Below are 18,219 nucleotides of genomic sequence, written 5' to 3' on the forward strand. Positions count from 1 at the left end.
CTTCAGCTCCCGGCGGTTTCCGTCAGGAGGTTGGACCAGGCGGCGGTCGTGATCGAGTAGATGACCGCGTCGAAAGGGACACCGTCCTCGACGAGTTCGGCGGCGTGGTCGAAGGTCATCCCGATCCGCTTCATCACCGCGATGCTCCGGAGGTTCGGCGCGTCGGTGATCGAGATGACCCGCGGCAGGTCGAGCTCGGTGAACGCGTAGGCCAGCCACGACTTGGCCGCCTCCGTCGCGTAGCCATGACCCCAGTACTCCCGGGCCAACCGCCAGCCGAGTTCCATCTCGTCGGGATACCAGGGTTCCCGCTGCAGGCCGCCCGCCCCGAGGAACGCGCCGTCGGACCTGCGCTCGATCGCGAGGAAGCCGATCCCCTCGGCCTCGTGCTGCGCGTTCACCGCCCCGGCGATCCAGTCCGACTTCTCGCGAGTGAGCGGCTCGCCGCCCAGGAACTCCATCACCTCGGGATCGGCGTTCATCGCGGCCCACTCCGGCAGGTCCTCGTCGCGGAACGGCCTCAGCACCAGGCGGTCCGTCGTATGCATGGCGCCTCCTCGCGGCGGGGTCAGGGTCGCGTGGCGTAGAAGGCGACCGCTGCCGAGGATGCCACGTTCAGGGAGTCGACGCCGCCGGACATCGGGATCCGTACGGTGAGGTCGGCCTGCGCGAGCACGTGCGGCTTCAACCCGTGGCCCTCGGTCCCGAAGATCAGCGCGAGCTTGTCGTCGTGCCGGGCCACCAGTTCGTCCAGACTGATCGAGTCGTCGGACAACGCGAAACCAGCCGCCACGAACCCGTGTTCCTGCAACCGCGCAAGGTCTCCCGGCCAACTCTTGAGCCGTGTCCACGGGACCTGGAAGACCGTTCCCATCGACACCTTGACCGACCGCCGGTACAGCGGATCCGCACAGGTCGGCGACACCAGTACCGCGTCGACTCCCATCGCCGCGGCCGCCCGGAACCCGGCCCCGACGTTCGTGTGGTCGACGATGTCGTCGAAGATCGCCACCCGCGCCCGCTCACCCAGTCCTTCGAGCAAGGCCTCCAGCCCGACCGAGGCCCGACGCCTGTACGACGCCAGCGCGCCCCGGTGCACGTGGAATCCGGTCACCTTCTCGGCCAGTTCTTCCGACACCACATAGACCGGCACCGAAGGCCACTTGTCCAGCACATCCTGCAAGGTGTCCAGCCAGCGCGGCGCCAGCAGGAACGACCGCGGCTCGTACCCCGCTTCGGCCGCCCGCCGGATCACCTTGGCGCCCTCGGCGATGAACAGTCCGTGCTCCTCCTCGAGCAGCCGGCGCAGGTTCACCTCCCGCAGCTGGACGTAGTCCGCCAGCCGATCGTCCGCGGCATCGTCGAGCGGGATCAACCGGCTCATGACACCTGCGCGGCCACGTCGACGACGTTGCCGATGACAACGATCGCCGGGGCGCCGACACCGGCGGCGGCCATCGTGGCGGCGATACCGGCCAGGTCGGACCTGACCATCTGCTGGCCCGGAAGGGTGCCATCGGCAATCGCCGCGGCGGGTGTCGAGGCGGGCCGGCCGTGCTCCATCAGCGTCGCCGCGATGGCCGGCAAGTTCTCCACCGCCATCAGCAGCACCAGCGTCCCGGAGAGCTGAGCGAGCGCCTGCCAGTTGATCAGCGAGTCCGGGTGTCCCGGCGGGATGTGCCCGGACACCACCGTGAACTCATGCGTCACCCCGCGATGCGTCACCGGGATCCCGGCCACCGCCGGCACCGAGATCGAACTCGTGATCCCCGGCACCACTGTCCACGGCACCCCGGCCTCGGCACACGCGAGCGCCTCCTCGAAGCCCCGCCCGAAGACGTAAGGGTCGCCGCCCTTCAGCCGCACCACGACCTTGCCCAGCAGCGCACGATCGACCAGGATCCGGTTGATCTCCTCCTGCTGCGCCGACCGCCCACGCGGAAGCTTCGCCGCGTCGATCAACTCGACGTCCGGGTGCAACTCCTCCAGCAACGGCTGCGGCGCCAGCCGATCGGCGACGACCACGTCAGCCTCGGCCAGCAACCGCCGTCCGCGCACGGTGATCAGGTCGGGATCACCCGGCCCGCCGCCGACGAGGTAGACGCCAGGCTGCTTGGCCAGCGATTCACGAGCCCCGAGCGCACCCGTCCGGAGTTCTTCCAGAATCGCGTCCCGTACTGCGGCCGACCGCCGGTGGTCACCGCCACCCAGGACGCCGATCGTCACCTGGTCGTGCTGCCCGGAAGCCGGAGTCCAGGCGGTCGCGCGGGACCGGTCGTCGGAGCGGACGCAGAAGATCCGCCGCTCCTCGGCCTCCGCGGACACCTGATCGTTGACCGCGGCATCATCCGTCGCCACCACCACGTACCACGCGCCGTCGAGGTCGCCCTCGGCGTACCCGCGTTCGACCCAGCGCAGGTCCGGGTTCATCAGCAGACCCTCGATGGTCGGCGTGATCGCCGGCGAGATCAGGTCGATCTGGGCACCCGTCTCGAGCAGCCGGGGCAGCCGGCGCTGCGCGACTCCGCCGCCACCGACCACCACGACGCGGCGGCCGGTCAGCACCAGCCCGGACAGGTACGGCGCGGGTTCCGTCACGCGTCGTCCTCCGCGGTGATTCCGGCAGACTCGAACGTCGCCATCTCGGCCAGCGCCCGGACCGCGCAGGTCAGAATCGGGTAGGCCAGTACCGCGCCGGTGCCCTCGCCCAGGCGCAGGTCGAGATCCACCAGCGGCTGCAGGCCGAGCGTCTTCAGCGCCACCGCGTGACCAGGCTCGGCCGAGCGGTGCCCGGCGACGCAGTACTCGATGACTGCCGGGTGGAGCGCCTGGGCGACCAGGGCGGCCGCACCCGCGATCACCCCGTCGAGGATCACCGGCACCCTGTTCGCGGCTCCACCCAGGATGTACCCGGCGAGCGCGGCGTGCTCCAGCCCGCCGTACGCCGAAAGCGCTCCCAGCGGATCCGACGCCGGTACGGCGTGCAACGCCAGGGCGGAGCGGACCACCGAGGTCTTGTGGGCCAGGGTGGCGTCGTCGATCCCGGTCCCCCGGCCGGTCACCGCCTCGGCGGTCATCCCGGTGAAGGTGGCGATCAGCGCGGCGGAGGCGGTCGTGTTCGCGATCCCCATGTCGCCGGTGAGCAGGCAGCGGTAGCCGTCGCGGACGAGGTTGTCCGCGAGTTCGAAGCCCACCGTGACCGCGGCCAGCACCTCCTCCTCAGAGAGCGCTTTCTCCGTCGCGAGATCGCGGGTCCCGGGGCGCACCTTGGCGTGCACGATGTCCAGCCTGTCCACGTCACTCGCCACCCCGACGTCCACCACCCGGACGTCGACCCGGTTGTTCACGGCGAACGCGTTCACCGCTGCGCCGCCGGCGGCGAAGTTCGCCAGCATGGCGGCAGTCACTGCCTGGGGCCAGGGTGAGACGCCCTGGGCGTGCACACCGTGGTCTGCCGCGAATACCGTGACGACGGCAGGGCTCGGCACCGCAGGCGGGCAGGAGGCGGTCATCCCGGCCACCCGGACGGACAACTCCTCGAGCACGCCGAGGGAACCGGCCGGTTTTGTCAGCGCGAGCTGACGCTCCGTGGCGGCGCGCATCGCCTGCTCGTCCGCGGGCCCGATCCGGGCCAGAAACTCCTCCACCGCTGGTGCCTCCACTCCAGTTACGGCCACCTGGACGCGGCCAGCACCGATCTTCGCATCTCCGCGCCCGCGACCAGACCTGATCCCGGCCCCTGATGGGTGCTGCCGGGGTGGGGACCGCCTGAATCGGCCAGTAATGTCGGAATCACCACACGTCGCGAGATCCCGGAGGATCACAGATGTCGCTCGAACGGCCGGTCGCACCGGACCCCTACGAACTGCTCCCGAAGGTCGGCTCCTTCACCGTCACGAGCACCGACGTCGCCGACGGCGAGCCCCTCGGCGCCGCCCAGGTGTTTGCCGGTGGCAACACGTCGCCGCAGCTCAGCTGGGAGGGCTTCCCGGCGGAGACCAAGGGTTTCGTGGTGACCTGTTACGACCCGGACGCCCCGACGCCCTCGGGCTTCTGGCACTGGATCCTGGTCAACCTCCCCGCCACCGTCACCGAACTACCGGCCGGCGCCGGCGCGACGCCGCGGCTCGACAACGGCGCCTTCCACGTCCGCAGTGACTACAGCACCAAGGCGTTCGGCGGCGCCGCCCCGCCGGCCGGCGACCAGACGCACCGCTACTACTTCGTGGTGCACGCGATCGACGTCGAGGCCCTGGACGTCGACGACGAGGCCAGCGCCGCGGTGGTCAGCTTCAACCTGGCCTTCCACACCCTGGCCCGCGCGATCATCACGCCGACCTACCAGGAGCCGGCGGCCGACTGAGTTGTGAATGATGAGGCGGGAGCCGGTCAGGGGCTCCCGCCGCAGCCTGTGCGTCAGTCCTTGATGCCGGACTGGGTGACTCCCTGGATCAGGTAGCGCTGCAAGAGCGCATCACCCAGGCGCCGCGCGACTTTCTGGTCGCGCGGCGCCTGGAGACACGAAGCGTCACTATTCAACGTGAACGACCACCGTTGGTGATCGCGCGCAGGCTCAGGCGAACTTCTCCCCGGCCTCGGCCTTGCGGACCAGCAACGCCGGCGGCTCGAAGCGCTCGCCGTAGGTCCGGGCCAGTTCGCGGCTGCGTGCGACGAAGCCGGCCGGACCGCCGGAGTACGCGTTGATGTACTGCAGTGCGCCACCGTGCAGGGGCGGGAAGCCGATGCCGAAGATCGACCCGATGTCGGCGTCTGCGACCGAGCGCAGCACGCCCTCGTCGAGGCACTTCACCGTCTCGAGCGACATCGCGAACGCCATCCGCTCCTGCAGGTCGATGAGCGGTACGTCGACGTCGTCCTGGACGAAGTGCTCCCACAACCCCGGCCACAGATGCTTCGGCCCGTCCGCCGGGTACTCGTAGAAGCCGGCGCCGGCCGCCTTGCCCTTCCGGTCGAACTCCGTCACCAGGCGGTCGGCCACCGCCATCCCGGGGTGCTCGTCGAAGGCGCCCGCACTGTCCCCGGCTGCCCGGGCCGCGTCGCGGATCTTCATCGGCAGCGTCAGGGTGACCTCGTCCAGCATCGCCAGCGGTGGCGCCGGGAAGCCCATCTGGGTCGCGGCCCGCTCGATCGTCACCGGGTTGATGCCCTCGGCAACCATGGCGGCACCTTCCATCACCAGCGTGCCGAACACCCGCGAGGTGAAGAAGCCGCGGCTGTCGTTCACCACGATCGGCGTCTTCCTGATCTGCCGGACCACGTCGTAGGCCTTGGCCAGCGCCCGGTCGGAGGTCTTCTCCCCCACGATCAGCTCGACCAGCGGCATCCGGTCCACCGGCGAGAAGAAGTGCATCCCGATGAAGTCGTCCGGCCGGTCGATCCCGTCGGCCAGCGAGGTGATCGGCAGCGTGGACGTGTTCGAGCAGAGCAGCGCGTCCGGCTCGACCACGCCGGCGATCTCGGCGAAAACCTTCTGCTTCAGCTCCTCGCTCTCGAACACCGCCTCGATCACCAGGTCGCACCCGGCCAGCCCATTCGGGTCCGCCGTCGGCGTGATCAGGCTGAGGAATGCCTCGGCCTTCTCCGGCGTACTGCGGCCCTTCTGCACCTGCTTGGCGAGCAGCTTCTCGGAGTACGTCTTGCCCTTCTCTGCGGCCTCGAGGGTGACGTCCTTGAGGACCACCTCGATGCCGGCCTTCGCGCAGACGTAGGCGATCCCGGCACCCATCATCCCGGCGCCTAGCACGCCCAGCTTGCGAGCCTGGTACTTCGGGACGTCGGCCGGGCGGGATGCCCCGGCGTTGATCGCCTGGAGCTCGAAGAAGAACGCATTGATCATGTTCTTCGCGATCTGCCCGGTGGCGAGGGAGACGAAGTACCGGGACTCGATCCGGCTCGCGGTGGCGAAGTCCACCTGGCTGCCCTCGACGGCGGCGCTCATGATCGCCTTCGGGGCCGGGTAGGGAGCGCCCTTCAGTTGCTTGCGGAGGTTCGCTGGGAACGCGGGGAGGAACGCGGCCAGCTTGGGCGAGGCCGGAGTACCGCCAGGGATCTTGTAGCCGTCGCGGTCCCACGGCTGCTTGGCGTCACCGTCGTACGACTCGATCCAGCGGTAGGCGGCGTCGAGCAGTTCACCGGCCGGGACGACCTCGTCCACGATGCCGACGGACTTGGCGTGGGCGGGCTTCATCCGCTGGCCCTGGAGGAGCACCTTCATCAGGGCGTCCTGGAGACCGAGCAGGCGCACCGTGCGGGTGACGCCGCCACCGCCGGGCAACAGGCCGAGCGTCACCTCGGGCACGCCGAGCTCGATCCGGTTGTCGTCGGCAACGATCCGGTGGTGGCAGGCGAGCGCGATCTCCAGGCCGCCGCCGAGCGCCGCGCCGTTGATCGCGGCGACGACCGGGACGCCGAGCGTCTCCAGCACGCGGAGCTGGCGCTTGACCTCCTCGATCGTCTCGAAGACCTCGGCCGCGTTCTCCGGCTGGATCCGGGACAGCATCTGCAGATTGCCACCGGCGAAGAAGGTCGCCTTGGCGCTGGTGATCACCACGCCCTTCAGCTCCGCCTTCTCGGCCTGCAGGCGCTCGACCGTCGACGCCATCGCGGCGATGTAGGTGTCGTTCATCGTGTTCGCAGACGCCGCCGGGTCGTTCATCGTCAGGGTGACGACGCCGAAGTTGTTGGACCAGTCGATCATGCGGCAAGCCTCTCGATGATGGTTGCGACGCCCATGCCGCCGCCGACGCACAGGGTGGCCAGACCGTAGCGGAGCTCACGGCGCTCCAGCTCGTCCAGCAGGGTTCCGATCAGCATGGCGCCGGTCGCGCCGAGCGGGTGGCCGAGCGCGATCGCGCCACCGTTGACGTTCACCTTCTCGTGCGGGACGCCGAGGTCGTTCATGAAGTGCAGCACGGCCGCGGCGAACGCCTCGTTCATCTCGAACAGGTCGATGTCGGAGACCTCGAGCCCGGCCTTGGCCAGCGCCTTCCGGGCGGCCGGGGCGGGACCGGTCAGCATGATCGTCGGATCGGTGCCGCTGACCGCCGCGGCGACCACCCGGCCGCGAGGAGCCCGGCCGATCGCCTCGCCGGCCTTCTCGTTGCCGATCGCAACCAGTGCGGCGCCGTCCACGATGCCGGACGAGTTGCCCGCGTGGTGGACGTGGTTGATCCGCTCGACCGTCACGTACTTCTCCAGCGCGACGGAGTCGAACCCGCCGTGCTCGCCGATCGCCGCGAACGACACCGGCAACCCCGCGAGCGTCTCGACCGTCGTCCCGGGCCGGACCAACTGGTCGTGGTCGAGGATCTGCAGCCCGTTCCGGTCGACCACCGGCACCACCGAGCGGGCGAAGTACCCGTTGGCCCAGGCCTTGGCGGCGCGCGCGTGCGACTCGGCGGCGTATGCGTCGACGTCGGTGCGGGAGAACCCGTCGAGGGTCGCGATCAGGTCCGCGCTGATGCCCTGCGGGATGAAGTTGGTCTGGATCGCGGTCTCCGGGTCCATCGCCCAGGCGCCGCCGTCGGAGGCCATCGGCACCCGCGACATCGACTCGACGCCACCGGCCAGGATGAAGTCCTCCCAGCCGGAGCGGATCCGCTGCGCCGCCTGGTTCACCGCCTCCAGACCGGACGCGCAGAACCGGTTGAGCTGGACCCCGCCGGTCGTCTCGGGATACCCCGCCGCCAGCACCGCGGTACGGGCGATGTCCATCCCCTGGTCACCGATCGGGGTGACCACGCCGAGCACCAGGTCGTCGATCACGGTCGGGTCGAGCTCGGGGTGCCGGGCGCGGAGCTCGGTCAGCAGGCCGGTGATCAGCTGGATCGGCTTCACCTCGTGCAGGGCGCCGGCCGCCTTGCCCTTGCCACGGGGAGTCCGGATCGCGTCGTACAGGAAGGCTTCACTCGGTGCGGTCATGGGGGTCCCGTCGTCTGCCGCGAGTGCCGTGATGGCTCTGACCAACCGATTGTGACAGTTCTGGTGTCACGATGGTCGAGTGGGGCACTATGATCTGCGCCATGCCTTTGTCGCCAGTGCCTGCCGACGCCGAACAGACCGGTGCGGACGAGGCGATGCTCACCGTCGACGAACTGTCGGCCCGGGTCGGGATGACCGTGCGCACGCTGCGCTTCTACGCCGGCCGCGGCCTGATCCCCCCGCCGGTACGCCGCGGACGCGTCGGGTACTACGGACCCGAGCACATCGCGCGGCTCGACCTGGTCCGCGAGCTCCAGGCGCACGGGTTCACCCTGTCCGCGATCGAGGGCTACCTGGACCGGATCCCGGTCGACGCCACCCCGCAGGACATCGCGCTGCACCGGACCCTGCTGACCCCCTGGATGCGGGACCTGCCGGAGACACTCGATCGCGCGGCGCTGGTCCGGCGCACCGGGCGGGAGCTGACCGACGACGACATCGAGATGCTCGTCGCGCTCGGGGTGGTCGAGCCGACGCCGGACGAGGACGTCTTCCAGGTCGCGACCGCGCACCTCAGCCTCGGAGTGGAACTGCTCGACCTCGATCTGCCCGTCGAGGCGGTGCTCGACGCCGGCCGCATCTTCACCGAGCACGGCCGGGCCCTGGCCGAGGAGCTCACCGAGGTGTTCCGCACCAAGGTCTGGCCGCACTACCGCGATTCCGGCGGTCCGCCCGAGCACATCCAGCAACTCGTCGAACGCTTCAAGCCCGTCACCATCCAGGGTCTGGTCCTCGCCTACGAACGCGCCGTCGGCGAAACCCAGCGCGACACCATCCGCCGCTCCCGCACCAAACCCCCACGCCGCTGACAACCTCGACGCTCCGGTGCGCGGCGGAAGCCGGCCACACCGGCCGTTGTCAGCTGGAGACGTTGGGGATGCGGAGGTAGGTGAGGCCGCGGAAGTCGAGATAGGTATCGCGAGGGGTGGAGACGACGCGGACCAGGACGTCGTCGCACACCTTGCAGCGAGCGACCATGCCTGGCGCATCGAGATACAACCGCGCCTCCGCGAACACCCCACTGTCGCCGCAGCCGGCGCACTGCCCGATCGCCGTGGTGAGGTCGACCGCGAACACCTCGCGCAGCGCACCCGCCGCCGCGTTGCCATCCAAGTACGTGGGTTCGTCCGCGGTCATCGCGGTCCTCCTGTAGGTCCGAAGCGTTCGGTTCTCACCCGGGCCGGGTCGTGGCCCGCGGCGACGAGCAGGTCGGCCACCGTCTCGACGAACGGCGTCGGCCCGCAGACATAGGTGGTCGGTTCGTCCCCCGGCTGGAAGGCGACCGACTTGAGCAACTCCGCGTCGATCCGCTTGGGCTCACGCGACTCCCCCGGCGGCGCCTCGCGGGTGTAGGCGAAGGTGATCGCCACTTCCTCGGACATCGCGACGTCCTTGAGGTCGCTCACGTAGATCACCGAGGCCGGCCGACGCACGGAGTACAGCAATCGAGCCGGCGCGGTGCTGCCGGCGGCCGAGTGGGCACGCAGCATCGCCATCAGCGGGACGACGCCCGAACCGCCGCCGATCAGCTGGACCGGGCCGGGCTGCTCGGGCTTCCAGACGAACCAGCCGCCGACCGGGCCGCGGATCTCGAGCGGATCGCCGACCTTGAGCACGTCGACGAGGTACGGCGAGACCTCACCGTCGGGCACCTGCTCCACGGTCAGCTCGATCCCCTCGCCGGTCCAGGCGGAGGCGATCGAGTACGACCGGGAGGCGCGGTACCCGTCCGGGGCGGTCAGCCGGACGTCGAGATGCTGCCCGGCGAGGTGCCCCGGCCAGTCCGGTACGTCGAGGGCGATGGTCCGGGCGGTCGACGTCTCCTCCCGGACCTCGGTGACGGTGCCGGTCTGCCAGGTCAGTCGCCGGCGTATCGCTGTTCTTTCCATGGGTCTCCGTACTCGTGGTAGCCGGCCGTCTCCCAGAAGCCCAGGTCCTCGGTGTCCGAGAGCACCAGACCGCGCACCCATTTGGCGCTCTTCCAGAGGTACAGGTGGGGAACCAGCAGCCGGGCCGGACCGCCGTGCTCCGGGTGCAGCGGCTCGCCGTCGTACTCGTAGGCGACCCAGGCCTGGCCGTCCACCAGGTCCTCGAGCGGCAGGTTCGTGGTGTAGCCGCCGTAGCTGTGCGCCATGGCGTAGTCGGCGCCCGTCTCCACGTCGGCCAGCAGGGTGTCGAGGGAGACGCCCCGCCAGTCCGTGCCGAGCTTGGACCACCGGGTCACGCAGTGCAGGTCCTTGGTGATGTCCTCGCTCGGCAACGCCGTGAACGCGGCCCAGTCCCAGCGCGAGACCCCGCCCGTCTCGGTGGTGACGGTGAACTCCCAGTGCTCCGGGAGGATGTGCGGGGTCGGGCCGGCCGACAGGACCGGGAAATCGTGAGTCAGGTACTGCCCGGGCGGCAAGTCCGTACCGTCCCGGCGACGGCCGGTGAATCCCGGCGACACAATGCCCATCAGGGGACCTCCCTCAACCTGGAACCACTCCCCCCGAAGTCAACCACGAATTCTCCGGGATCACGGACCGGTCGGGGCCTCAGATTCCCATCGTGCGGCCGATGATTTCCTTCATGATCTCGGTGGTGCCGCCGTAGATGGTCTGGACGCGGGTGTCGAGGTAGGCCTTGGCGATCGGGTACTCGGTCATGAAGCCGTAGCCACCGTGCAGTTGCAGGCAGCGGTCGACGACCTTCTTCTGCAGCTCGGTGGTCCACCACTTGGCCATCGCGGCGTCCGAGACGGTGAGTGTGCCGGCGTTGAGCTCCTCGATGCAGCGGTCCACGAAAACCCGGGCGATCTGAGTCTCGGTGGCGAGCTCGGCGAGCACGAACCGGCTGTTCTGGAACGACCCGATCGGCCGTCCGAACGCCTTCCGGTCCTTCACATACCGCAGGGTCATCGCGATCATGCTCTCGCAGGCGGCGGCCGCCACCACCGCGATGCCGAGCCGTTCCTGCGGGAGTTTCTCCATCAGGTAGATGAAGCCCTTGCCCTCCTCGCCCAGCAGGTTCGCGGCGGGCACTCGGACGTTGTCGAAGAACAGCTCCGCGGTGTCCTGCGCCTTCAGCCCGATCTTGTCGAGGTTGCGGCCACGCTCGAACCCCTCCATCCCGCGCTCGACCACGAGCAGCGAGATGCCCTGGTAACCGGCGGCCGGGTCGGTCTTCGCGACCACCACGACGAGGTCGGCCAGGATGCCGTTGGAGATGAACGTCTTCTGGCCGTTCAGGATGTAGTCGTCGCCGTCCCGGATGGCGGTCGTCTGGATGCCCTGCAGGTCGCTGCCGGCACCGGGCTCGGTCATCGCGATCGCCGTGATCGTCTCGCCCGTGCAGAATTTCGGCAGCCACCGCGCCTTCTGCTCCTGCGACGTGTAGTCGAGCAGGTACCCCGAGACGACGTCGGCGTGGATCGTGAAACCGGGACCACTCGCGCGTGCCTTGGTGACCTCCTCGATCACGACCGCGTTGAACCGGAAGTCCCGCGCGCCACCACCGCCGTACTGCTCCGGCACCATGAAGCCGAGCAGGCCCGCGTCGCCCGCCGCGGTCCACAGCTCCCGCGGCACGATGCCGGCCTCCTCCCAGCTCTCGTGGTGCGGCACGATCTCCTTCTCGCAGAACGCGCGCGCGGTCTCGCGGAAGGCATCGTGATCGGCATCGAAGAGGTGACGTTCCACGGGCGGTCTCCTGGGTCTGAGAGGGTCAGTCGGCCTGTACTGCGGCGCCGGAGCGGAAGAGTTCGTCCACGTCGGCCACACCCCAGTCGGTCAGGGCAGCGCGGGTGTGCTGCCCAGGCCGGGCCGGGGGTTCGGTCAGTTGCGAGGGCGTGCGCGAGAACCGGGGAGTGGGCGCGGCCTGCCGTACGCCGTCCTTCTCGACGAAAGTGCCTCGGGCGGCAAGATGCGGATGCTCGCCTGCCAGCGGCAGGACGGGTGACACGCAGGCGTCCGAGCCGTCGAACACCTCGGTCCACTCCGCCCGCGTGCGCTGCGCGAAGGTCTCGGTCAGCACCTTGCGGAGCTCCGGCCAGCTCGCCAGGTCGTACCGGTCCGGCACGGTGATCCCGAGCAACCGAATCAACTCGTCGTAGAACTGCGGCTCCAAGGCACCGACAGCCATGTACTGCGAGTCGGCCGTCTCGTACACGTCGTAGAAGGGCGCACCGGTGTCGAGGAGGTTCGTCCCGCGCTCCTGCTTCCAGCTCCCACCCGCCTGCGCGCCGAGCAACATCGTGGTGAGGTGGGCCGCGCCGTCCACGATCGCGGCGTCGACGACCTGCCCCTGACCACTCCCCCGTGCTTCGACCAGCGCGGCGAGCACGCCGACCACGAGGTACAGGGAGCCGCCGGCGAAGTCGCCGAGCAGGTTCGCCGGCACCTGCGGCGGTCCACCCGCCCGGCCGATCAGGTGCAATGCACCCGACAGCGCGAGGTAGTCAATGTCGTGCCCGGCCGTCTGAGCGAGCGGTCCGTCCTGGCCCCAGCCGGTCATCCGCCCGTAGACCAGTTTCGGGTTGACCTCGTGGCACGCCTCGGGACCAAGGCCGAGCCGCTCGGCGACCCCGGGCCGGAAACCCTCGACCAGCACGTCGGCGCCCGCGACCAGCTGGAGCACCGCGTCGATCGCCGCCGGGTTCTTCAAGTCCATCGCGACGTTGCGCCGGCCGCGGTTCACCAGTTCGAGCTCGGGCGGCCCCATCGCGAGGCCACCGCCCGGCCGCTCGATCCGGAGCACCTCCGCGCCGAGCTCGGCCAGCAGCATGCAGGCGAACGGCGCCGGCCCGATCCCGGCCAGCTCGACGACCCTCACCCCATCCAACGGACCCATGCGAGCCATTGTGACAGTACGACTGTCACAGTAGTCAAGTCACCGTCCGGCGCGGCAGCGCTCTGACGGCCAGGGTGATCACGCCGAACGGCAGCAGCACCGACAGCACCACGGCGACCAGCAGCCCGGCCGACAACGCCGGCGAATCGCCCTCCAGATGCTCCGCGTGGAATATCGCATGCGGGAAGGAGAAGGCCAGGTAGGCCAGCAGGGCGACGATCACCAGGCGACGCTCCAGCCAGATCGCCGCGGCGATGACCACCACGGCCAGTCCGAGCGTGGCGCCGCCGAAGTCGCGGAACAGATGCTCGCTGTACGGCGGGGTCCAGTCGACCGTCGGCACGTCGTCGTAGAAGCTCGCCGGGAACAGCAACGTCCAGACCCCGAGCACCACCTGGATCGCGGCCAGCACGATCAGGCCCGCCCTCACCAGGCCCCTCACGCTGACACCCCGAAGCGGTCGGCCAGGAAGTCCGCGAAGGTCCGCCGCCCATAGCCGGCCCCCGACGCATAGGCAGCACCAGCGCGGTACGCGCCGAAGGCCTTGCCCGGCAGCCGCAGGGGAACCACCGGCCGACGCGATCCCTTGGCTTGTTTCCAAGCGCGGGCCAGAGCCGGGAGGTTGGTCTGCTCGGGGCCGCCGATGTCGGGGAGCCGCCCGGCGGGCGCACCACCGGCGATCTCGGTCAGCCGTACGGCGACGTCCTCGACCGCGATCGGCTGAGTCTTCACCGCCGGAGCGAGCAGCACGGGCAGGAACCTCTGGGCGCTGAGAATCTCGTCCACCAGATTGTGGAACTGGGTGGCGCGCAGGATCGAGTACGGGACCTTCGACTCGGTCACGAGCCGCTCGATCTCCACCTTGTCGCGGTAGTACGGCATCGGAATCTGCTCGATCCCGACGATCGAGATCAGCACCAGATGGCCGATCCCGGTGGTACCGACGACTTCGAGCAGCCGCCGCAGTTGGGCGACGTCCTGGTGACCCCGGCTGGTCGCCAGATGCACGACGGTGTCCACCTCGTCGACGGCCTCACGGAGGCCCGCGCCGGTGGACAGATCACCGGTCAGCAGATCCGGCCTGCGCTGACGGCTCAGCACCCGTACTTCGTGGCCGGCCCGGCGGAGGCGTTCGACCGTCGGGCGGCCGACCGTACCTGTTCCCCCGGTGACGAGGATGGTTCGCATGGAATGGTGTCCTTTCGTTCACCAGCCCAGACTCGACAGCCCTCCGATTCGTGACAACTGCCGCTCGGTGAAGCTCAGTTTGTCCGGATTCATCGCCAGCTCCAGCGCCACGAGCCGGTCCTGGTCGTCGAACCGGAGGAAGCACACCGCGCGTACTCCGTCAGGGCCGACGGCAACCACCGCGGGCTCGCCGTTGACCTCGGCGAATCCCGGCACGACGCCGGCGCCGAACTTCTCCAGGGCGCCGATCAGGTAGCGAGCCACCTTCTGCCGGCCGATCACCGGGTTGCGGGCCGCGACGACCTTGCCGCCACCGTCCGCCCGGGACACGACGTCCTCGGCCAACAACGCCTCCAGCCCGGCGATGTCGCCGAGCTGCGCTGCCGCGATGAACCGTTCCACCAGTTGCCGCCATCGCCCCGGATCCACCCGCCGCGGCGGCGTCTCGGCCGCGACTCGCCTGCGCGCCCTCGAGTGCAACTGCCGCGCGTTCGCCTCCGTAGTACCGATGAGCTCGGCGACCTCGCGATGGCTGTAGCCGAACGCCTCGCGCAGCACGTACGCCGCACGCTCGGCCGGGCTGAGACGTTCGAGCAACATCAACAGGGCCATCGACACCGACTCGCGCTCGGCCACCACCTCGAGCGGGCCCAGGTCGTCCAGCCGTGGATCGGTCAGAACCGGCTCGGGCAGCCACTCGCCGACGTAGGTCTCGCGACGGGCGCGGGCGGTCGTCAGCCGGGTCAGGCAGAGGTTCGTGACGGTCTTCGCCAGGTAGGCGGCCGGGTCGTCCACGCGGGAGCGATCGATGGCCTGCCAGCGGAGCCAGGCGTCCTGCAGCACTTCCTCGGCATCGGTGGCCGTGCCGAGGATCCTGTACGCGATACCGAACATCCGGCCTCGTTGCTGCTGGAACACCTCCAGCCCGTCCACGTCGACTGACACCGCACCATGATCTCAGCACCCGCGGGGATCTCAGCACCCGCGGGGATCTCAGCATCCGCGGGGCAGCCGGCGGACGGTCAGTCGCGGAATGTCTCCGCGGCCTGTCGCACCTTCACCAAGTAGGCCTGCCAGTCCTCCTCGTCGAGCATGTCCGCATCGGAGCCGCCCTGGCCGTCGATCAGTTCACGGACGACGTCGGCGTGGCCGGCATGGTGCGCGGTCTCGGCGACCATGCGGATCAGCAGCACGCCTAAAGTTGTCTTGCGCCCGCCCTCCGGCCAGTGCGCCACCTCGCCAGGGGTGTCCAGGTCGAGCTCGGAGACCGTCTGGTCAGCGAAGGCGCAGGCCCGTTGATACAGGCCGATCAGGTAGTCGCTGCTCTCCGACGGCAGCGCCCACATGTCCGCGCCCTCCCAGATCGACTCGTCCTCGACCCACGCCAGCTTCTCCCCGGGCGCCCGCCCGAAGCTCTCCCCCAGGTACGTGTACTCGAGGCCGGCCAGGTGCTTCACCAGGCCGAGCAGGTTCGTCCCGGAGGGCACCAGTGGTCGACGGCGGTCGTACTCACTCAGACCGTCGAGTTTCGCCAGCATCACCGCGCGGGACTCCCGGAGTTTGCTGTGCAGTTCTGCCTTGATGTCCGTCATCCGAAGAGCCTCCCAGTCGAGTTCCCGGCGACGCTAGTCCACGCTGCCGACAGGTTCCGTCGGTGCGCCGGGCGGGACGAACGGAACCCCGGCAGGAGCGCCGCCCTCGATCAGCGCCAGCAGAGCGGCCGTGTCCAGGTGCTCGTCGATGGCGTCGGCGAGCCGGTCGAGCCGCGACTCTCGCAGCGCGGCGAACGACACGGATCCGTCCGGCGCAGCCTTGCCCGCCAACCCGGCCACCTCGGTCAGGAAGGCCCGTCGAGCCGCGTCATCGTCGAGCAACCCGTGCCAAATCGTCCCCCAGACCACCCCGGACCGGCACCCACCAGGGAACTCGCCGGCCTCCCCGGTCACCGTCACCACCCCGTGATGGATCTCGTACGCCGTCGGCGCCGGGCGGGCCAGCACCTTCTCCGCGCCGAACTCCGTTGCCACCGGCAACAGCCCGAGGCCGCGGTGGTCGCCGCCACCCTCGACTCCCAGCGGATCCGAGATCGACTCCCCGAGCAACTGGTAGCCGCCGCAGATCCCCAGCACAGGTCGTCCCGCCGCGACCCGACCGGCCACGGCATCCGCCAGACCGGTGGAACGCAGCCAGGCCAGGTCCGCGGTCGTCGCCCTGGACCCCGGAAGCACCACCAGATCCGCATCGCGGACCTCGGCCGGACTCGCGGTGAAGAACACACTCGTGGTCGGTTCGACGGCCAGCGCGTCCAGATCCGTGAAGTTGCTGATCCGCGGGAACCGCACCACCGCGATCGTGAGCACCTCGCCCTCGGTGGAGGAGGCACGGCGGGCCGGTACGTCGAGGGCGTCCTCGGAGTCCAGCCAGAGATCCGGCAGCCACGGGATCACCCCATAAGTGGGACGACCGGTCACGCCCTGGAGCATGTCGATCCCGGGCTGGAGCAACGACACGTCGCCGCGGAACTTGTTCACCACGAACCCGCTGATCAGCCGCTGGTCCGCCGCGTCGAGCAGGGCCACCGTGCCGAACATCGACGCGAAGACCCCGCCCCGATCGATGTCGCCGACCACCACAACGGGCGCCTGGGCGTGCTGGGCGAGCCCCATGTTCACGTAGTCGGCCCGCCGCAGGTTGATCTCCGTCGGACTCCCCGCGCCCTCGCTGATCACCACGTCGTACCGGCTCGCCAGGTCGTCGTACGCGGCGAAGGCAGCCTTGGCCAGCTCGGCCCGCTCGGTGAGGAAGCCCCGGGCGGTCAGCTCACCCCAGGGCTCCCCCATCAGTACTACGTGACTGCGACGGTCGCTGCCCGGCTTCAGCAGGACCGGGTTCATCGCTGCCTCGGGTTCCGCCCCGGCGGCGACGGCCTGGATCCACTGGGCCCGGCCGATCTCGGCGCCGTCGGCACAGACCATCGAGTTGTTCGACATGTTCTGCGCCTTGAACGGCGCCACCCGGACGCCTTGCCTGGCCAGCCACCGGCACAAGGCGGTCACGACGGTCGTCTTCCCCGCATCGGACGTCGTACCGGCGACGAGAAGTGAACCCACGCCGAGATCTTAGGCTGACGGTTCCTCCGGCTCCCCTTACTGGTCGGGCAGGAGCACCGAGGTGATGCGGCGACCCTTGGCACCGGCGGGTAGTCGAACTTCCGCTGGACTCGGTACCGCAACGGTCACGAACCTAGAACCCACCGTCATCCGGACGGCCGGATCGCCTTGCCGGGGGGCTGATTAGAGTGGCTGGTATGGACAACGAGATCACCATCGCGGACGCGCCGGACAGCAGCCGGTACGAGGCCCGCGATGCCGACGGCAACCTGATGGGCTTCGTCGACTACAAACTGACCAGCTCGGCGATCGCCTTCCTGCACGCGGAGACGTTGCCGGACTACCGCGGCCGCGGAGTGGCGGGCAAGATCGCGGTCAAGTCGCTCGAGGACGCCCGGGACACCGGGCTGCGGGTCAAGCCGCTGTGCCCCTTCTACAAGCAGTTCCTCGAGGAGCACACCGAGTACGCCGACCTCGTCGGCGCCCCGGAAGCGAAGTGACCGCGCCGGTGCTCGGCAGCCTCGAGTGGAAGCCCGCCGCCGAGGTGCCCGAGCTGCTGGCCGAGCCGGTCCGCGCCGCGCTGGGCGACCTCCCCGCCTACGCCGTCGCGATCGACCCCACGCTGGCCGACACCGCCGCCTTCTGTGCGGAGTACGACGTACCGATGGCGGCGTCGGCGAACTGCGTGATCGTGCACGGCAAGCGCGCCGGTGAGTCGACGTACGCCGCCGTAATGGTGCTCGCCACCCACCGCGCGGACGTGAACGGCGTGATCCGCAAGCACCTCGGCGTCCGGAAGATCTCCTTCGCGGCGCAGGACGACGCGGTGGGTTCGACCGGGATGGAGTACGGCGGCATCACCCCGATCGGGTTGCCCACCGACTGGCCGGTGCTCGTCGACGAGGCCGTCGCGCAGGCCGGTCCGGTCGTCATCGGCAGCGGGATCCGCGGCTCGAAGCTGCTTGTCGAAGGCGCCGACCTGGCCAAACTGCCGACCGCCACGGTGCTCGCGCTGGCGTCGGCGAGCTGAAGTTCCGGATAGCATCGGAACGCTCTCATTGTGCTGGCCCGGCCGCGGCTGACCGGGCATGAC

The 18,219-nt window shown here is 69.7% G+C and carries 20 protein-coding genes; 4 read left to right on the plus strand and 16 right to left on the minus strand.

Annotated features, from left to right (window positions below; translation table 11 throughout):
* Nucleotides 1–2 precede the first annotated feature (2 nt).
* From EV644_RS29970 to cobT, 4 genes are read right to left on the minus strand one after another with little or no spacing between them, the layout of a single operon-like run.
* Entirely contained in the window at nucleotides 3–548 is a 546-nt protein-coding gene (locus tag EV644_RS29970; RefSeq protein ID WP_132192319.1) for a GNAT family N-acetyltransferase, read from the minus strand.
* Between the two features lie 20 nt (nucleotides 549–568).
* Entirely contained in the window at nucleotides 569–1,384 is an 816-nt protein-coding gene (locus EV644_RS29975) for a TrmH family RNA methyltransferase (protein WP_132192320.1), read from the minus strand.
* Nucleotides 1,381–2,598 (minus strand): uroporphyrinogen-III C-methyltransferase, encoded by a 1,218-nt coding sequence (gene cobA, locus EV644_RS29980; RefSeq protein ID WP_132192321.1) that lies wholly within the window; start codon nucleotides 2,596–2,598, stop codon nucleotides 1,381–1,383. The genes EV644_RS29975 and cobA overlap by 4 nt, the downstream gene beginning before the upstream one ends.
* Nucleotides 2,595–3,647 carry a nicotinate-nucleotide--dimethylbenzimidazole phosphoribosyltransferase gene (gene cobT / locus EV644_RS29985; protein ID WP_132192322.1) on the minus strand — a complete coding sequence of 351 codons (1,053 nt, stop codon included), beginning with the start codon at nucleotides 3,645–3,647 and terminating at the stop codon, nucleotides 2,595–2,597. Before cobT ends, cobA begins: the two co-directional genes overlap by 4 nt.
* A 179-nt stretch (nucleotides 3,648–3,826) precedes the next feature.
* Between cobT and EV644_RS29990 the strand changes: the two genes are divergently transcribed.
* Nucleotides 3,827–4,363, plus strand: a complete 537-nt coding sequence (locus tag EV644_RS29990) for a YbhB/YbcL family Raf kinase inhibitor-like protein (protein WP_132192323.1) — start codon at nucleotides 3,827–3,829, stop codon at nucleotides 4,361–4,363.
* A gap of 210 nt (nucleotides 4,364–4,573) precedes the next feature.
* Here EV644_RS29990 and EV644_RS29995 read toward each other — a convergent pair whose 3' ends face one another.
* Both EV644_RS29995 and EV644_RS30000 read right to left on the minus strand, forming a co-directional pair.
* On the minus strand, nucleotides 4,574–6,718 hold the full coding sequence (locus EV644_RS29995) for a 3-hydroxyacyl-CoA dehydrogenase NAD-binding domain-containing protein (RefSeq protein WP_132192324.1): 2,145 nt from the start codon (nucleotides 6,716–6,718) through the stop codon (nucleotides 4,574–4,576).
* Entirely contained in the window at nucleotides 6,715–7,941 is a 1,227-nt protein-coding gene (locus tag EV644_RS30000; RefSeq protein WP_132192325.1) for an acetyl-CoA C-acetyltransferase, read from the minus strand. The genes EV644_RS29995 and EV644_RS30000 overlap by 4 nt, the downstream gene beginning before the upstream one ends.
* A gap of 101 nt (nucleotides 7,942–8,042) precedes the next feature.
* On the opposite strand from EV644_RS30000, the gene EV644_RS30005 reads away from it, so the two are divergent.
* Nucleotides 8,043–8,810, plus strand: a complete 768-nt coding sequence (locus EV644_RS30005) for a MerR family transcriptional regulator (RefSeq protein WP_132192326.1) — start codon at nucleotides 8,043–8,045, stop codon at nucleotides 8,808–8,810.
* Between the two features lie 49 nt (nucleotides 8,811–8,859).
* On the opposite strand, the gene EV644_RS30010 is transcribed toward EV644_RS30005, so the two are convergent.
* From EV644_RS30010 to EV644_RS30055, 10 genes are all read right to left on the minus strand, one after another.
* Nucleotides 8,860–9,138 carry a DUF6510 family protein gene (locus EV644_RS30010; RefSeq protein WP_132192327.1) on the minus strand — a complete coding sequence of 93 codons (279 nt, stop codon included), beginning with the start codon at nucleotides 9,136–9,138 and terminating at the stop codon, nucleotides 8,860–8,862.
* On the minus strand, nucleotides 9,135–9,890 hold the full coding sequence (locus EV644_RS30015) for a ferredoxin reductase (protein WP_132192328.1): 756 nt from the start codon (nucleotides 9,888–9,890) through the stop codon (nucleotides 9,135–9,137). Before EV644_RS30015 ends, EV644_RS30010 begins: the two co-directional genes overlap by 4 nt.
* Nucleotides 9,860–10,456 carry a molybdopterin-dependent oxidoreductase gene (locus EV644_RS30020; RefSeq protein WP_132192329.1) on the minus strand — a complete coding sequence of 199 codons (597 nt, stop codon included), beginning with the start codon at nucleotides 10,454–10,456 and terminating at the stop codon, nucleotides 9,860–9,862. Before EV644_RS30020 ends, EV644_RS30015 begins: the two co-directional genes overlap by 31 nt.
* Nucleotides 10,457–10,535: 79 nt before the next feature.
* A complete protein-coding gene (locus EV644_RS30025) occupies nucleotides 10,536–11,678 on the minus strand; it encodes an acyl-CoA dehydrogenase family protein (protein WP_132192330.1) in 1,143 nt (380 codons plus the stop codon).
* Nucleotides 11,679–11,703: 25 nt separating this feature from the next.
* Nucleotides 11,704–12,828, minus strand: coding sequence for a CaiB/BaiF CoA transferase family protein (locus tag EV644_RS30030; protein ID WP_132192331.1), 1,125 nt, complete (start codon nucleotides 12,826–12,828; stop codon nucleotides 11,704–11,706).
* A 34-nt stretch (nucleotides 12,829–12,862) separates the two neighbouring features.
* The gene (locus EV644_RS30035) at nucleotides 12,863–13,270 is read right to left on the minus strand and encodes a DUF4345 family protein (protein ID WP_132192332.1); all 408 of its coding nucleotides are present in this window, start codon (nucleotides 13,268–13,270) and stop codon (nucleotides 12,863–12,865) included.
* Nucleotides 13,267–14,016 carry an SDR family oxidoreductase gene (locus EV644_RS30040; protein ID WP_132192333.1) on the minus strand — a complete coding sequence of 250 codons (750 nt, stop codon included), beginning with the start codon at nucleotides 14,014–14,016 and terminating at the stop codon, nucleotides 13,267–13,269. The genes EV644_RS30035 and EV644_RS30040 overlap by 4 nt, the downstream gene beginning before the upstream one ends.
* Nucleotides 14,017–14,034: 18 nt before the next feature.
* Nucleotides 14,035–14,961: an RNA polymerase sigma-70 factor gene (locus tag EV644_RS30045; protein WP_241998992.1), complete on the minus strand. Its 927-nt coding sequence runs from the start codon at nucleotides 14,959–14,961 to the stop codon at nucleotides 14,035–14,037.
* Between the two features lie 77 nt (nucleotides 14,962–15,038).
* Complete coding sequence (locus tag EV644_RS30050) at nucleotides 15,039–15,608, minus strand: DinB family protein (RefSeq protein WP_132192334.1); 570 nt, start codon at nucleotides 15,606–15,608, stop codon at nucleotides 15,039–15,041.
* A 33-nt stretch (nucleotides 15,609–15,641) separates the two neighbouring features.
* A complete protein-coding gene (locus EV644_RS30055; RefSeq protein ID WP_132192335.1) occupies nucleotides 15,642–17,126 on the minus strand; it encodes a cobyric acid synthase in 1,485 nt (494 codons plus the stop codon).
* Between the two features lie 197 nt (nucleotides 17,127–17,323).
* Here EV644_RS30055 and EV644_RS30060 point away from each other — a divergent pair, with 197 nt between their 5' ends.
* Nucleotides 17,324–17,626 (plus strand): GNAT family N-acetyltransferase, encoded by a 303-nt coding sequence (locus EV644_RS30060; protein ID WP_132192336.1) that lies wholly within the window; start codon nucleotides 17,324–17,326, stop codon nucleotides 17,624–17,626.
* Nucleotides 17,623–18,156, plus strand: coding sequence for a YbaK/EbsC family protein (locus EV644_RS30065; RefSeq protein ID WP_132192337.1), 534 nt, complete (start codon nucleotides 17,623–17,625; stop codon nucleotides 18,154–18,156). Before EV644_RS30060 ends, EV644_RS30065 begins: the two co-directional genes overlap by 4 nt.
* Nucleotides 18,157–18,219 lie beyond the last annotated feature (63 nt).

Source organism: Kribbella orskensis (genome assembly GCF_004342085.1).
In the GTDB taxonomy this organism is placed as follows: Bacteria; Actinomycetota; Actinomycetes; order Propionibacteriales; family Kribbellaceae; genus Kribbella; species Kribbella orskensis.

Excerpts from the sequence above, each read along its gene's own strand:
- EV644_RS29970 (WP_132192319.1), bottom strand. The coding sequence starts at position 548 with ATGCATACGACGGACCGCCTGGTGCTGAGGCCGTTCCGCGACGAGGAC.
- EV644_RS29975 (WP_132192320.1), bottom strand. The coding sequence starts at position 1,384 with ATGAGCCGGTTGATCCCGCTCGACGATGCCGCGGACGATCGGCTGGCG.
- EV644_RS29990 (WP_132192323.1), top strand. The coding sequence starts at position 3,827 with ATGTCGCTCGAACGGCCGGTCGCACCGGACCCCTACGAACTGCTCCCG.
- EV644_RS29995 (WP_132192324.1), bottom strand. The coding sequence starts at position 6,718 with ATGATCGACTGGTCCAACAACTTCGGCGTCGTCACCCTGACGATGAAC.
- EV644_RS30000 (WP_132192325.1), bottom strand. The coding sequence starts at position 7,941 with ATGACCGCACCGAGTGAAGCCTTCCTGTACGACGCGATCCGGACTCCC.
- EV644_RS30005 (WP_132192326.1), top strand. The coding sequence starts at position 8,043 with ATGCCTTTGTCGCCAGTGCCTGCCGACGCCGAACAGACCGGTGCGGAC.
- EV644_RS30010 (WP_132192327.1), bottom strand. The coding sequence starts at position 9,138 with ATGACCGCGGACGAACCCACGTACTTGGATGGCAACGCGGCGGCGGGT.
- EV644_RS30015 (WP_132192328.1), bottom strand. The coding sequence starts at position 9,890 with ATGGAAAGAACAGCGATACGCCGGCGACTGACCTGGCAGACCGGCACC.
- EV644_RS30020 (WP_132192329.1), bottom strand. The coding sequence starts at position 10,456 with ATGGGCATTGTGTCGCCGGGATTCACCGGCCGTCGCCGGGACGGTACG.
- EV644_RS30030 (WP_132192331.1), bottom strand. The coding sequence starts at position 12,828 with ATGGGTCCGTTGGATGGGGTGAGGGTCGTCGAGCTGGCCGGGATCGGG.
- EV644_RS30040 (WP_132192333.1), bottom strand. The coding sequence starts at position 14,016 with ATGCGAACCATCCTCGTCACCGGGGGAACAGGTACGGTCGGCCGCCCG.
- EV644_RS30050 (WP_132192334.1), bottom strand. The coding sequence starts at position 15,608 with ATGACGGACATCAAGGCAGAACTGCACAGCAAACTCCGGGAGTCCCGC.
- EV644_RS30060 (WP_132192336.1), top strand. The coding sequence starts at position 17,324 with ATGGACAACGAGATCACCATCGCGGACGCGCCGGACAGCAGCCGGTAC.